18 protein-coding genes are annotated in these 13,693 nt (G+C 65.2%); all 18 read right to left on the reverse strand.

Annotation, left to right across the window (positions count from 1 at the left end):
* Positions 1–216: 216 nt before the first annotated feature.
* Complete coding sequence (locus tag BM115_RS22110; protein ID WP_255370939.1) at positions 217–1,359, reverse strand: porin; 1,143 nt, start codon at positions 1,357–1,359, stop codon at positions 217–219.
* 254 nt (positions 1,360–1,613) lie between these two features.
* Entirely contained in the window at positions 1,614–2,402 is a 789-nt protein-coding gene (gene tatC, locus BM115_RS22115) for a twin-arginine translocase subunit TatC (protein ID WP_092299256.1), read from the reverse strand.
* 94 nt (positions 2,403–2,496) lie between these two features.
* The gene (gene tatB, locus BM115_RS22120) at positions 2,497–3,012 is read right to left on the reverse strand and encodes a Sec-independent protein translocase protein TatB (RefSeq protein WP_092299259.1); all 516 of its coding nucleotides are present in this window, start codon (positions 3,010–3,012) and stop codon (positions 2,497–2,499) included.
* A 77-nt stretch (positions 3,013–3,089) separates the two neighbouring features.
* Positions 3,090–3,326 carry a Sec-independent protein translocase subunit TatA gene (tatA, locus tag BM115_RS22125; RefSeq protein WP_092299262.1) on the reverse strand — a complete coding sequence of 79 codons (237 nt, stop codon included), beginning with the start codon at positions 3,324–3,326 and terminating at the stop codon, positions 3,090–3,092.
* Between the two features lie 152 nt (positions 3,327–3,478).
* The gene (locus tag BM115_RS22130) at positions 3,479–3,835 is read right to left on the reverse strand and encodes a histidine triad nucleotide-binding protein (RefSeq protein WP_092299265.1); all 357 of its coding nucleotides are present in this window, start codon (positions 3,833–3,835) and stop codon (positions 3,479–3,481) included.
* 36 nt (positions 3,836–3,871) lie between these two features.
* Entirely contained in the window at positions 3,872–4,264 is a 393-nt protein-coding gene (locus BM115_RS22135) for a DUF4870 family protein (RefSeq protein WP_092299268.1), read from the reverse strand.
* 72 nt (positions 4,265–4,336) lie between these two features.
* A complete protein-coding gene (locus BM115_RS22140) occupies positions 4,337–4,723 on the reverse strand; it encodes a phosphoribosyl-ATP diphosphatase (protein WP_092299271.1) in 387 nt (128 codons plus the stop codon).
* Between the two features lie 2 nt (positions 4,724–4,725).
* Positions 4,726–5,127 carry a phosphoribosyl-AMP cyclohydrolase gene (gene hisI, locus BM115_RS22145; protein ID WP_092299274.1) on the reverse strand — a complete coding sequence of 134 codons (402 nt, stop codon included), beginning with the start codon at positions 5,125–5,127 and terminating at the stop codon, positions 4,726–4,728.
* 2 nt (positions 5,128–5,129) lie between these two features.
* A complete protein-coding gene (gene hisF / locus BM115_RS22150; protein WP_092299276.1) occupies positions 5,130–5,900 on the reverse strand; it encodes an imidazole glycerol phosphate synthase subunit HisF in 771 nt (256 codons plus the stop codon).
* A gap of 68 nt (positions 5,901–5,968) precedes the next feature.
* Positions 5,969–6,712 (reverse strand): 1-(5-phosphoribosyl)-5-[(5-phosphoribosylamino)methylideneamino]imidazole-4-carboxamide isomerase, encoded by a 744-nt coding sequence (gene hisA / locus BM115_RS22155; RefSeq protein ID WP_092299279.1) that lies wholly within the window; start codon positions 6,710–6,712, stop codon positions 5,969–5,971.
* A 184-nt stretch (positions 6,713–6,896) separates the two neighbouring features.
* The gene (gene hisH / locus BM115_RS22160) at positions 6,897–7,550 is read right to left on the reverse strand and encodes an imidazole glycerol phosphate synthase subunit HisH (protein ID WP_177219986.1); all 654 of its coding nucleotides are present in this window, start codon (positions 7,548–7,550) and stop codon (positions 6,897–6,899) included.
* Entirely contained in the window at positions 7,547–8,170 is a 624-nt protein-coding gene (locus BM115_RS22165; protein ID WP_092299282.1) for a YchE family NAAT transporter, read from the reverse strand. The genes hisH and BM115_RS22165 overlap by 4 nt, the downstream gene beginning before the upstream one ends.
* 97 nt (positions 8,171–8,267) lie before the next feature.
* Entirely contained in the window at positions 8,268–8,855 is a 588-nt protein-coding gene (gene hisB, locus BM115_RS22170) for an imidazoleglycerol-phosphate dehydratase HisB (protein ID WP_092299285.1), read from the reverse strand.
* Between the two features lie 7 nt (positions 8,856–8,862).
* Positions 8,863–9,963: a histidinol-phosphate transaminase gene (gene hisC, locus BM115_RS22175; RefSeq protein ID WP_092299288.1), complete on the reverse strand. Its 1,101-nt coding sequence runs from the start codon at positions 9,961–9,963 to the stop codon at positions 8,863–8,865.
* 39 nt (positions 9,964–10,002) lie between these two features.
* Positions 10,003–11,340 (reverse strand): histidinol dehydrogenase, encoded by a 1,338-nt coding sequence (hisD, locus tag BM115_RS22180; protein WP_092299291.1) that lies wholly within the window; start codon positions 11,338–11,340, stop codon positions 10,003–10,005.
* Positions 11,341–11,378: 38 nt separating this feature from the next.
* Entirely contained in the window at positions 11,379–12,053 is a 675-nt protein-coding gene (hisG, locus tag BM115_RS22185) for an ATP phosphoribosyltransferase (RefSeq protein WP_092299294.1), read from the reverse strand.
* A gap of 42 nt (positions 12,054–12,095) precedes the next feature.
* On the reverse strand, positions 12,096–13,346 hold the full coding sequence (gene murA / locus BM115_RS22190; protein WP_092299297.1) for a UDP-N-acetylglucosamine 1-carboxyvinyltransferase: 1,251 nt from the start codon (positions 13,344–13,346) through the stop codon (positions 12,096–12,098).
* A gap of 57 nt (positions 13,347–13,403) precedes the next feature.
* Entirely contained in the window at positions 13,404–13,655 is a 252-nt protein-coding gene (locus BM115_RS22195; protein WP_092299300.1) for a BolA family protein, read from the reverse strand.
* Positions 13,656–13,693 lie beyond the last annotated feature (38 nt).

Below are 13,693 nucleotides of genomic sequence, written 5' to 3' on the forward strand. Positions count from 1 at the left end.
CCGGCTGACCGCTGCAAGCCACGAGCAGGCCGTGCAGCGCGCGTCGCACCGCTCCCAGGTAGGGGGGCCTTACGGGGCATGCCGATCAAGCCAGGGCACCTGGCATGCCATCAACCACCACCCCATCCCACACCACAAAACAAAACGCCGACATCCTTTCGGATGCCGGCGTTTTGAATCAAGCCGAATCTGATGCGGGCTTACACCCGCGTCAAATTAGAACTTGTGACGCACACCAACCACAGCGCCGAACTGGTTAGCCGAGCCGTTGGTCGTGCCGAAGCCCGAACCAGCAGCGCCCGAGCTACCCAGACCGAGGGTCGAGCCGTCCTTGTTCTTCGTGTAGGCCACGTTCAGGTAAGCGTCAGTGCGCTTCGAGAAGGCGTAGTCAGCCGAAGCCACGAAGCTCCACGGATCAGCACCCGACGAACGGAAGTCTTGGTAGTAAGCGGCGCCCGTCAGCGACAGAGCCGGGGTCAGCTGGTAACCCATGCCCAGCCAGTACAGGTTCGACACGTTGGCGTCGACCGTACCGTTTGCCAGCGTACCGCCCGGCAGACGAGCGTTCGACAGGGCGTGCGCGTAGCGGTAGCCAGCGAACACCTTAGCCGGACCGAAAGCGTACGTACCAGCCAGCGAAGCGCGTTGGATCTTGGCGCGCGTCGTGTCGATGCCCACACCCGTCGGGTTGCCCAGGTTGGTTTCGTCGAACACAGCACCGATCGAGAACGGGCCGCCTGCGTAGATCAGGCTTGCGCTGTACTCACGGCCGGTCTTGTACGAGCCCGGAACTTCGCCAGCAACGCCAGTGTAGGCGTTAGCCGTACCAACCGTGTTGGCGCCCGTGCTGTACAGCAGCGAGGCGGTCAGGCCACCGAACTTGCCGATGTACTTCAGCGAGTTGTCGGCGCGGCTGCTGAAACCAGCGTCTTGCGACGTGATCGAGTAGTTCGTCGAGATGGCCATCGGGTCGAAGGCCAGACCGAAGTCATAGAACGGGGTCTGGTGACGGCCCAGCGACAGCGTGCCGTAGTTGCTTTGCAGACCAACGAACGCTTGACGACCGAACAGACGGCCACCTTGGCCCGACGTACCGGTGTCAACGTTGAAACCGCTTTCCAGAACGAACACGCCCTTCAGGCCGCCGCCCAGATCTTCCACGCCACGCAGGCCCCAACGGCTGCCGGACATGTTGCCCGAGGTCAGGCGCACAACGTCGTGGCTACCAGCCACGTTCGGCTGGTGGTTCTGGTACTCGATACCAGCGTCAACCACACCGTACAGGGTTACGCTCGATTGGGCATACGCGCCACCGGCGGCCATGGCGGCAACGGCAGCTGCAAACAGTTTCATCTTCATATCGACACTTTCCTTGTCAACTGATTGGGAAATCTTGGTTGCCCAAGTGCTTGGGCGACGCATTAACCTTCACGTCTGCGTCGTATTATGTGACACCCCCCCTCCCCGCCAGAAGACTTTTTCGCCGTAAACACGGTTTACCAACGTGGTTTGTTGTCATCAAGCAACAACAAATGCAGCATTTTTCCCCATGTTGGTGCAAAACCGCCCATTCGGACGTGGCAGAAACATCTCCGTTACAAGTACCGGGGAACTCAGTCGGCGGGGTTTTCGCCCGGCGCGGGCGTACCAAGCGGCTGCTTGGTCACAAATCGGGCGAGCAACAGGCCCAATTCGTATAGCGCGATCAGCGGCACGGCGAGCAGCAACTGCGACATCACATCGGGCGGCGTCACCACGGCGGCGACGATGAAGGCCCCGACGATCACATACGGGCGGATCTGCTTCAGTTTCTCGAGTTCCACCACACCAAATCGCACGAGGACGATGACCACCACGGGCACCTCGAAGGTAATACCGAACGCCAGGAACGTCGTCATGGCGAAACTCAGGTATTTATCGATGTCCGTGGACATGTCCGCACCCAATGGCGCGTTGTAATGCGCCATGAAATGGAACACGGTGGGAAACACGAGGAAATAGGCAAACGCCACGCCGCACAGGAACAGCAGGTAGCTGCTGCTCACCAGCGGCATGATCAGTTTCTTCTCATGCTGATACAGGCCCGGCGCCACGAACTGCCAGACCTGGTAGAGCACCCACGGCAGCGCGATCAGGAACGCCACGAGCATCGTCACCTTCATCGGTACGAAGAACGAGCCGGTGACATCGGTCACGATCATCCTGCCGCCCTTCGGCAGCGATTCCATCAGCGGCGCGGAGAACAGGTTGAAGATCTGCGGCGCCCAGTAGATCAGGCTGAGGAAGACGATGATGACCCCCGCCACCGCCTTGACCAACCGCTCGCGCAGCTCGATCAGGTGGGAGATGAAGGTTTCCTGCTGGGTTTCGTCGTTGGGGTCTTGGGAGGGGGAGTCGCTCATGGCGTAGCCGCTTCAGCCGTGCTGGCTGGCATCGTAGTTATCGTGGCGGCCGCCGCCAGCCTGCACGGCGGCGGGACGGCGCTGCACGGCATGGTTACTCGAAGAACGAGCGGGAGCGTCCGGTGGGCGGGCGATGCCGCTTCACGCGCGCGGCGCCTGACTGCACCCACACGCGCATGTTCTGCTGGCGCTTGAACCAGATCGGCCGCGCGCCCTGCTTGACGCGCCAGCTCTTGCGTCCGTTGTGCGACTTGTGCGCGGCGTCCCAGCTCGGCACGTAGCCGCCACCCACGCCGGGGCTGCCGGTGTCGGAAGCCGCTGTGTCGGTGCCGCCCAGGGCTTCGTTCAGCGCCTGGGACTGCTCGTTCACTTCCTTGTGGATCGTGCGCTCGACATCGCGCGCGGCGTCTTCGAACTCTGTGCGCATCTTGCGCAGTTCGTCCAACTCCACCTCGCGGCTGACTTCCGCCTTCACATCATTGATATAGCGCTGCGCGCGCCCGACGAGCGCGCCCACTGTGCGTGCCACCTTGGGCAGCCGTTCGGGACCGATCACGATGAGCGCCACGGCGCCTATCAGTGCCAGCTTGGAAATGCCGAGATCGATCATGCGGACATGGAGCCAGGGACACGAGAGGGGCGGGCCGACGCGAACGCGGCCGCCATGAGGAATTCAGGCAATTCGGCTTACTGCTGACGCGACTTGTCCTTCGCTTCCACGTCGATCGTGGTGGTATCGCGCAGTTCCTTGGCCGGGGCACCCGGCTCCTCGGCCGCGTTGCCATTGCCGTCCTTCATGCCATCCTTGAAGCCCTTGACCGCGCCACCCAGGTCGGTGCCGATATTGCGCAGCTTCTTGGTGCCGAACACGAGCATGACGATGACCAGCACGATCAGCCAGTGCCAAATGCTAAACGAACCCATTTCTTGCTCCTGATGAAGCCGCGGGCGATGGAGATTGGCCGCCCGGCCCCGTAGTTCCGTCCCTCAAAGGCCGCGTCGGGCGACGGTTGCCGACGCAGCACGTGGCCGGGACGCGAGTCCCGGTCCGCTGATACCCTGGCTACCCCGATTGCTCAGGGCGCCGGTGCCTTCCACTGTTCGCGCGGGCCGCCGAGCACGTGGACATGAAGGTGGTAGACCTCCTGCCCGCCGTCCGGACCGGTGTTGATCACCGTCCGGAAGCCGTTATCGCAGCCGGCCTGGCGCGCCAGTTCAGGCACCTTGAGCATTATTCTAGCAAGCACATCCCCATCGCCGGGTCCGCAATCCGCCAGCGAATCGACGTGAGTCTTCGGAATTAGCAGGAAGTGTACCGGCGCTTTGGGATGGATGTCGTGAAACGCGAGCAGTTCGTTGTCTTCGTACAGCTTGTTCGACGGGATCTGCCCGGCCACGATCTTGCAGAAAATGCAATTGTCCTGAGATTTCATGACGTTTTTGTTGCGTGATGTCGGATCGTCGCGTTCTCAGAACTGCTGGTCCGGATACATGGGCTTGCGATCGTTCAGATACAGCCAACCCTTGACGATACGATACAGCATCCATAGTGACAACACGCACCACATCACCCAGGCTACCGGCGCCAGCAAAATCGTGAAGAACAGGACCCAGCTCAGCGCGAACCAGAGGATCGACCACCAGAACGTGCGGATCTGCCAGGCGAAGTGCGAGGCATACAGCGTGCCGCGCGTATCGTCGCGCTTCACGTAGTTCACCACGATCGCGATCAGCGCCGTGATCCCGCCCGTCAGCCAAAAAATGGCGTAGAGCGCATACAGGATATGCGTGAGCTTGCGCAGGCTGCTCAGCCTGTCGTCCTCAGCCGTGGTCGTGACTTGCGTGGTGGTGTCAGTCGCCATCGTGCCCTCCAGCGTCCGTTGCGTGCATTGCGCGCGGCGCGGGACGATTCCCGCGCCCACATGCGCATTATGCTACGCCTTGCGGCTCGCCTTCTCGGCCAGGCCGGAAAGTCCCTCGCGCCGCGCCAGTTCGCCCACCACGTCCGCCGGGCTCAGCCCGAAGCGGGACAGCAGCACCATGGTGTGGAACCACAGGTCGGCCACCTCGTAGACCACCTTGCCGGTGGCCTCGGCGCTCAGGCCGGCGGCGCGCGCGTCCTTGGCGGCCATCACGGTCTCGGTCGCTTCCTCGCCAATCTTCTTCAGGATGGCGTCGTCGCCCTTCTGGAACAGCTTGGCCACGTAGGATTTGTCCGGATCGCCGCCGTTCTCGGGCTTGCGGGACTCGAGCGTGGCGGCCACGCGCGCCAGCACGTCGGCCAGATCTGCCGGGACGGCGGGGTTCGGGGTGTCGCTCATGGTTATTTGGCGTAGATGGTGGAGGGGTCCTTGAGCACCGGCTCCACGGTCTGCCAGTCGCCCGACTCCACATCGCCCTCGAATTTCTGGAAGAAGCACGAGTGACGGCCGGTGTGGCAGGCGATGCTGTCCACCTGCGTCACCTTCAGGAGCACCACGTCCTCGTCGCAATCCAGACGCATCTCATGGACCTTCTGCACGTGGCCCGATTCCTCGCCCTTGTGCCAGAGCCGCTTGCGCGAGCGCGACCAGAACACGGCCTCGCCCAGCTCCACGGTGCGCTGGAGCGCCTCGCGGTTCATGAACGCGAACATCAGCACATCGTTCGAGCCGACTTCCTGGACGATCACCGGCACCAGGCCGTTGTCGTCCCACTTCACCTTGTTCAGCCACTTCTTCGCCATGATCACATCCGGACGGGAATGCCCTCGCGGGCCATGAATGCCTTGGCCTCACCTACCGTGTGCTGGCCATAGTGGAAGATGCTGGCCGCCAGCACGGCGTCGGCGTGGCCCAGGCGGATGCCGTCGGCCAGGTCCTGCAGGCCGCCCACGCCGCCCGAGGCGATCACGGGCACCGGCACCGCGTCGCTGACCGCGCGGGTCAGTTCGAGGTCGAAACCGCTCTTGGTGCCGTCGCGATCCATGCTGGTCAGCAGGATCTCGCCGGCACCGCGCGTGGCCATTTCCTTCGCCCATGCCACGGCGTCCAGGCCGGTGGCCTTGCGGCCGCCGTGCGTGAAGACTTCCCAGCGCGGCGGCTCGCCCGGCGCGGAACTGCGCTTGGCGTCGATGGCCACCACGATGCACTGCGAGCCGTACTTGCCCGTGGCATCGGATACCAGTTGCGGATTGGCGATGGCCGAGGAATTCACGCTGATCTTGTCCGCCCCGGCATTGAGCAGCCGGCGCACGTCTTCCACGGCGCGCACGCCGCCACCCACGGTCAGCGGAATGAACACCTGCGAAGCCACAGCCTCGATGATGTGGAGGATCAGGTCGCGGCCGTCGCTGGTCGCGGTGATGTCGAGAAAAGTGATTTCATCGGCACCTTGCTCGTCGTATCGGCGCGCGATCTCGACCGGGTCGCCCGCGTCGCGGAGTTCGACGAAGTTGACCCCCTTGACCACCCGCCCGTTGGTCACGTCCAGGCAGGGGATGATACGTTTGGCTAACATGGGTTTCCTTGCCGCCCGCCCCTTGCCGGGTGGCGGCGTGTTGCCCGGCGCACCCGCGCCGGGGCGGCTTACTCTTCGCCCAGCTTGTCCGCGCGCGCCTGCGCCTCGGTGAAGTTGAGGTCGCCCGAGTAGATGGCACGGCCGCAGATCACGCCTTCCACGCCTTCGCGCTCCACCGCGCACAGTTGCTCGATGTCGGTCAGGTTGGACAGCCCGCCGCTGGCGATCACCGGGATCGACATGGACTGGGCCAGCTTCACCGTGGCGTCGATATTGATGCCCTGCAGCATGCCGTCGCGGCCGATATCGGTGTAGATGATGGCTTCGACGCCGTAGTCCTCGTACTTGCGTGCCAGATCCGCCACTTCGTGGCCGGTCAGCTTGCTCCAGCCGTCGGTGGCGACCTTGCCGTCCTTGGCATCGAGGCCGACGATGATGTGGCCGCCGAAGGCCGAGCAGGCGTCCTTCAGGAAGCCGGGGTTCTTGACCGCCGCGGTGCCGATGATGACGTACGACAGCCCGTCATCGAGCCAGCGCTCGATGGTGTTGAGGTCGCGGATGCCGCCGCCCAACTGGACGGGGATCTCGTCGCCCACCTCGGCGATGATGGCCTTGATGGCGGCCTCGTTGCGGGGCTTGCCGACAAATGCGCCGTTGAGGTCGACCAGATGCAGGCGACGCGCGCCCTGGTTGACCCAGTGACGTGCCATGGCGGCGGGATCTTCGGAAAAGACGGTGGCCTGGTCCATGTCGCCTTGTTTGAGGCGTACACACTGACCGTCCTTCAGGTCGATGGCCGGAATGAGCAACATAAGCGTGACGAGCGTGGTGGTTGTGTAAAAGGAAAAAGGCAGCGATGCCGGCGCGAGCGCCGGTGGGCTCAGGTCATGTCAGTTTGGCAGTTGGATGCGCAGTCTGGTCGGTGGCTCTGAACGATCGCTGGTCAGTATCGGGGCGCTTCGGTTCTCGGGTGCTTCTCACGCGCTTCTCGGCGCGTTACGGATTCCAGTGCACGAAATTCCGGTAAAGCTGCAAACCCATCGCGGCGCTCTTCTCCGGGTGGAACTGCGTGGCGAAAATATTATCGCGTGCCACCGCGCTGGTAAACACGCCGCCGTAGTCGGTTTCGCCCGCGATGTGCGACGCATCCTGCGCGCGCACATAGTAACTGTGGACGAAATAGAACCAGCTATCGTCCGGAATGCCCTGCCAGAGCGGGTGCGCGCGCGACTGCCGCACGCGGTTCCAGCCCATTTGCGGCACCTTGAAGCGCGAGCCGTCGGGCTGCGTCAGCCCTTCCAGCTCGAAACGGACCACTTCGCCCGGCATCAGTGCCAGGCAAGGCGTGGCCGCGTTGCCAGTGCGACTTTCGGTGCTACGGTCGAACAGCATCTGTTCGCCAACGCACACGCCGAGCATCGGCTTGCTCGCGGCCGCCTCCAGCACGGCCTCCTGCAACCCGGATGCGCCCAGCGCGCCCATGCAGTCAGGCATGGCGCCCTGCCCCGGCAGCACCACGCGGTCCGCCGCGCGGATGGCCTCGGGCCGATCCACCACCTGGACATCCGCTTCCGGTGCCGCGGCGCGCAACGCCTGCGCCACCGAGCGCAGGTTGCCCATGCCGTAATCCACAATTGCTATGGTAGTCATGATTTCAAAACAGGCAACAATGTCTTCAGCCCGTCCACAATGAACTCGACGGCCAGCGCCGACAGGATCAAACCCATCAGACGCGTGCCAATATTGATCCCGGTGCGCCCCATCACCCGTGCGATGGGGTCCGCCGCGCGGAACGTCAGGTACACCACGGCCCCCAGCAACACGCCAATCCCCACCAGCACCAGCGACTGCCACCAGTGCGCGGACTTGCCGGCATAGACAATCACCGTGCTGATGGACCCTGGCCCGGTCAGCAGCGGAATCGCCAGCGGCACCACCGCGATGCTTGCCTTGGCGTCAGCCTCGTCCTCTTCCTCGGGCGTGGCCTTGGTGCGGCTGGTCTGCGCGTTCAGCATGTTCATGGCCATCATGATCATGATCAGCCCGCCACCCACCTGCAACGACGCCACCGAGATATTGAAGAACTCGATGATCTGCTGCCCCAGCAGCGCCGAAACCGCCACCACGATCGCCACCGACATCGACGCCGTCTTGATGGTACGCAGCTTTTCCGCTTCCGTCTGCTGACTGGTCAGGCTGATGAAGAACGGGATCGCCCCGATCGGATTGATCAGCGCCAGCAGCGAGATAAAGGACTTGAGCGTATCCATCGGTTGCGGGGTCGGGTGAGCGTCAGCGGGCGCCGCAACCGGCCGGCACGCCTGCAGGTTCGGGTCGGGCCCGGCAGCGGGCCCCTCGCCTTATGCCTTAAAGCGTCCCTTTTGTCGATGGAATCGTGTTGCCCGCGCGCGGGTCAAGCTCCACCGCCATGCGCAGGGCCCGCCCGAAGGCTTTGAACACCGTTTCGCATTGATGGTGGGCATTGATGCCGCGCAGGTTGTCGATATGGAGCGTCACGCCGGCGTGATTGACGAAACCTCGGAAAAATTCGATGGTCAGGTCCACGTCGAAGCTGCCCACGCGGGCACGGGTGAACGGCACGTGGAATTCCAGGCCCGGGCGGCCCGAGAAGTCGATCACCACGCGCGACAGGCACTCATCCAGCGGCACATAGCTGTGGCCATAGCGGGTGATGCCCTTCTTGTCGCCGATCGCCTTGGCCACGGCCTGGCCGAGCGTGATGCCGACGTCTTCCACCGTATGGTGGTCGTCGATATGCAGGTCGCCACGGGCCTCGACCTCGAGGTCGACCATGCCATGGCGGGCGATCTGGTCCAGCATGTGGTCGAGGAACGGCACGCCGGTGGCCAGCTTCTGGCGACCGGTGCCATCAAGATTCAGCGAAACGCGGATCTGCGTTTCCGAGGTATCGCGGGTGACCTCTGCTACACGCATGGTGGGGTTAATCCTGCAATGAAGCAGCAAATGCTTCAAGAAACTGCGCGTTTTCTTCGGGTGTGCTGACCGTCACGCGCAGACAGTTGGCCAGCAATGCGTGCATTTTACTCACGTTCTTGATCAATACCTTCCGCGCGAGCAGTCGGTCGAACGTCTGTGCTGCATCCGTCACGCGGATCAACAGGAAGTTGGCGGCGCTCGGGAACACCGTCACGCCCGGCTGGGCGGCCATGGCCTCGGCCAGCCGGCCGCGCTCGGCACGCAGCTGGGCCGCCTGCTCGTCGAGCACATCCACATGTTCGAGCGCGAACAGCGCGGTGGCCTCGGTCAGCACGTTGACGTTGTACGGCGGGCGCACCTTGTCCAGCTGCGCCAGCCACTCGGGCGCGCCGGCCACGTAGCCGAGGCGGATCCCGGCCAGGCCCAGCTTCGACACCGTGCGCATGACCAGCAGGTTGCCGAATTCGGTCAGGCGCGGCATCCAGCTTTCCTGGGCGAACGGCTGGTAGGCCTCGTCCACCACCACCAGGCTGTGGCAGACCTCGCCCTGGGCGGCACGGACGATGGCCTCCATGTCGGCCGCATCGAACAGGTTGCCGGTGGGGTTGTTCGGGTAGGCGAGATAGATGATGGCCGGCTTGTGCTCGGCCATGGCGGCCAGCATCGCGGCGCGGTCCAGCGTGAAATCGGCGCGCAGCGGCACGCCGACGAACGCCAGCCCGGCGAACTGCGCCGACATCGCATACATGACGAAACCGGGCACCGGGGCGAGCACCTTGGCGCCGGGGCGCGCGGCGGCCAGCGACAGCATGCTGATGATCTCGTCCGAACCGTTGCCCAGCAGCACGTCCATGCCGGCCGGCACGTCCATGACGTCGCGCAGCCGGGCGCGCAGCGCCTCGCTGCTCGGCACCGGGTAGCGGTTCAGCGCCACCTCGCCTAGCCGCGCGGCCAGCTGGTCGCGCAGCACGGGCGGCAGGCGGTACGGATTCTCCATGGCGTCCAGCTTCACCAGACCGTGCGAGTCCGCCACGTGGTAGGCGCCCATGGCGCGTACGTCGTCACGGATGATGCGTTCGATCAGGGAAGGGTCTACGGCCGACATGAAAAGTCCTTTTGGTTCAAAGCGTTGCGCGCGCTGACATCAGCCGCGCTTGAAACGGTATTCCGCACTGCGGGCGTGGGCCTGGAGGCCCTCGCCATAGGCGAGTTCGGCGGCGATCTGGCCCAGCATCTGGGCGCCGGCTTCGCTGACCTCGATCAGGCTCGAGCGCTTCTGGAAGTCGTACACGCCCAGCGGCGACGAGAAGCGCGCCGTGCGCGAGGTCGGCAGCACGTGGTTCGGGCCCGCGCAGTAGTCGCCCAGCGACTCGCTGGTATAGCGGCCCAGGAAGATGGCGCCGGCGTGGCGGATCTTCTCGCTCCACTGGCGCGGATTCTCGGCGGAGATCTCCAGGTGTTCCGGGGCGATGGCGTTGGCGATCTCGCACGCCTCTTCCATATCGCGCACCTTGATCAGCGCGCCCCGGCCCGTCAGCGAGGCATGGATCACCTCGCGGCGCGGCATGGTCGGCAGCTGGCGGCGGATGCTCGCCTCCACGCGGTTCAGGTAGTCGGCGTCCGGGCACAGCAGGATCGACTGCGCCAGCTCGTCGTGCTCGGCCTGCGAGAACAGGTCCATCGCCACCCAGTCCGGGTCGGTGGTGCCGTCGCAGATCACCAGGATCTCGGACGGCCCGGCGATCATGTCGATGCCGACCGTGCCGAACACGCGACGCTTGGCCGCCGCCACGTAGGCATTGCCCGGGCCGACGATCTTGTCCACCTGCGGCAGCGTAGCCGTGCCGTAGGCCAGCGCGCCCACGGCCTGGGCGCCGCCGATCGTGAACACGCGGTCCACGCCGGCGATCTGCGCGGCGGCCAGCACCAGTTCGTTGCGCACGCCGCCGGGCGTGGGCACGACCATGACCACTTCCTTCACGCCGGCCACGCGGGCCGGAATGGCGTTCATCAGCACCGACGACGGATACGCGGCCTTGCCGCCCGGCACGTACAGGCCCACGCGGTCCAGCGGGGTCACCTTCTGGCCCAGCATCGTGCCGTCGGCCTCGGTGTATTCCCAGCTATGGCTGCCGCATTCGATCTTCTGCTTCTCGTGGTAGGCCCGCACGCGCGCGGCGGCGGCCTCCAGGGCGGCGCGGCGCTTCGGCTCCAGATCTTCCAGCGCCGCTTCCAGTTCGGATTGCGACAGTTCCAGCGCGCCCATCGAGGCCGCCTCCAGGCGGTCGAAGCGGCGCGTGTATTCGAGCACGGCCTCGTCGCCGCGCTGGCGCACATCGGCCAGGATCTCGGCCGCGGCACGGTCGATGGCCTCGTCCTCGGACGCCTCGAACGCCAGCACCTGGCGCAGCGCGTGCGCGAAGCCCGGCTCCGCCGCGTCCAGCCGGCGTATCGACAGGTTATCCATTTCGCTTTCGGTCATGACTTCCTTCCTCACGGGTCCCCGGGTGCGGCAATGCCTCAGGCGAGTGCCGCCGAGGCCCGTTCAAATGCTTCGAGAATCGGCGTGAGCCGTTCCCGCTTGAGCTTGAGCGCGGCCTGGTTGACCACCAGCCGCGACGAAATCTGCACGATCTCTTCCACTTCGACGAGGTTGTTGGCGCGCAGCGTGCCGCCAGTGCTCACCAGGTCGACGATGGCATCGGACAGGCCCACCAGCGGGCCCAGCTCCATCGAGCCGTACAGCTTGATCAGGTCGACGTGCACGCCCTTCTTGGCGAAGTGCTCGCGCGCGGTCTGCACATACTTGGTGGCCACGGCCAGCCGCGCGCCCTGGCGCACCGCGTTGGCGTAGTCGAAGCCGGCCGGCACCGCCACCGACATGCGGCAGCGGGCGATATTCAGGTCAATCGGCGCGTACAGCCCGGTCATGCCGGTTTCCATCAGCACGTCCTTGCCCGCCACGCCGAAGTCCGCCGCGCCGTACTGCACGTAGGTCGGCACGTCCGAGGCGCGCACGATGATCACGCGCACCGCCGGGTCCGACGTCGGCAGGATCAGCTTGCGCGACGTCTCCGGGTCCTCGGTCACGTGGATGCCGGCGGCCGCCAGCAGCGGCAGCGTCTCGGAAAAGATGCGGCCCTTGGACAGCGCCAGCGTAAGCTGGTCGGGCGAGGCGTTGAAAGCTGGGCTCATCGTACGTTCTTCAATTCGTCGTGCAGTGTTTCAGGGGCCGTCTCAGGCAATGCGGCGGATCTTCGCGCCCACGGCCGACAGCTTGGCTTCCATGCGGTCGTAGCCGCGGTCCAGATGGTAGATGCGGTCGATGACGGTCTCGCCATCGGCCACCAGGCCACCAATCACCAGCCCGGCCGAGGCGCGCAGGTCGGTCGCCATCACGCTCGCGCCGGACAGGCGCGGCACGCCGGTCACCACGGCCGTGTTGCCTTCGGCGGTGATGTTGGCGCCCAGGCGATTCAGTTCCTGCACGTGCATGAAGCGGTTCTCGAAGATCGTCTCGGTGATCCGCGCGGTGCCTTCGGCCACGGCGTTGAGCGCCATGAACTGGGCCTGCATGTCGGTCGGGAAGGCCGGGTATTCCGAGGTGCGGAAGCTCACGGCCTGCGCGCGGCGCGGCATGGCCAGGCGGATCCAGTCGTCGCCGGTCTCGATCGTGGCGCCGGCTTCGCGCAGCTTGATCAGCACGGCGTCCAGGATGGTCGGCGGGATGTCGCGCAGCGTCACGTCGCCCAGCGTGGCCGCGGCCGCGCAGAGGAAGGTGCCGGCCTCGATGCGGTCGGCCACCACGGCGTGGCGCGCGCCGTGCAGGCGGTCCACGCCCTGCACCACCAGGCGGTCGGTGCCGATGCCGTCGATCTTGGCCCCCATCTTCACCAGCAGGTTGGCCAGATCGGTCACCTCGGGCTCGCGCGCGGCATTTTCGAGGACGGTCTCGCCCTCGGCCAGCGTGGCGGCCATCAGCAGGTTCTCGGTGCCGGTCACGGTGATCATGTCCGTCACCACGCGCGCGCCCTTCAGGCGGCTGGCGCGGGCGTGGATGAAGCCGTGCTCGATGGTGATGTCGGCGCCCATCGCCTGCAGGCCCTTGATGTGCTGGTCCACCGGCCGTGCACCGATGCCGCAGCCGCCCGGCAGGGAGACGCGGGCCTCGCCGAAGCGCGCCACCAGCGGCCCCAGCACGAGGATCGACGCGCGCATGGTCTTCACCAGCTCGTACGGTGCCTCGGGCGCGTTGATGTCGGCGGCGGCCAGCGTGGCCGTGGCGCCGTCAATGTCGGCCCGGGTGCCCATCTGGCGCAGCAGCTTGAGCATCGTGCGCGTGTCCTGCAGGTTCGGCACGTTGTCGATGGTGATGGCATCGGCGGTCAGCAGGCTGGCGCACAGGATCGGCAGCGCCGCATTCTTGGCGCCGGAAACCCGGATCTCGCCTTTGAGCGGGCCGTTGCCCTCGATCTGGAATTTGTCCATGTTGTGTCGGTATTCGTTATGCAGCGTTAGGCGGCGTGATGTGTCCCTGGACGGACATCAGGCGGCGCCCGACCCGGACTTCCATTCGGCCGGGGTCAGCGTCTTCATCGACAGCGCATGGATCTCGGCGCGCATACGGTCGCCCAGTGCCGCGTAGACGCGCTGGTGCCGCTGGATCAGGCGCTTGCCGTCGAACTCGGCGCTGACGATGGTGGCAAAGAAGTGCTGGCCGTCGCCTTCCACTTCCAGATGGTCGCAGGGCAACCCTTGGGCAATGTATTCCCTGACTTGTTCCGGTGTAGGCAGCATGTCTGTCTCTTGTGAATTTGTGTCGATCGCGTGAGGGG

The sequence above is a fragment of the Cupriavidus sp. OV096 genome (assembly GCF_900115455.1).
Lineage (GTDB): Bacteria > Pseudomonadota > Gammaproteobacteria > Burkholderiales > Burkholderiaceae > Cupriavidus.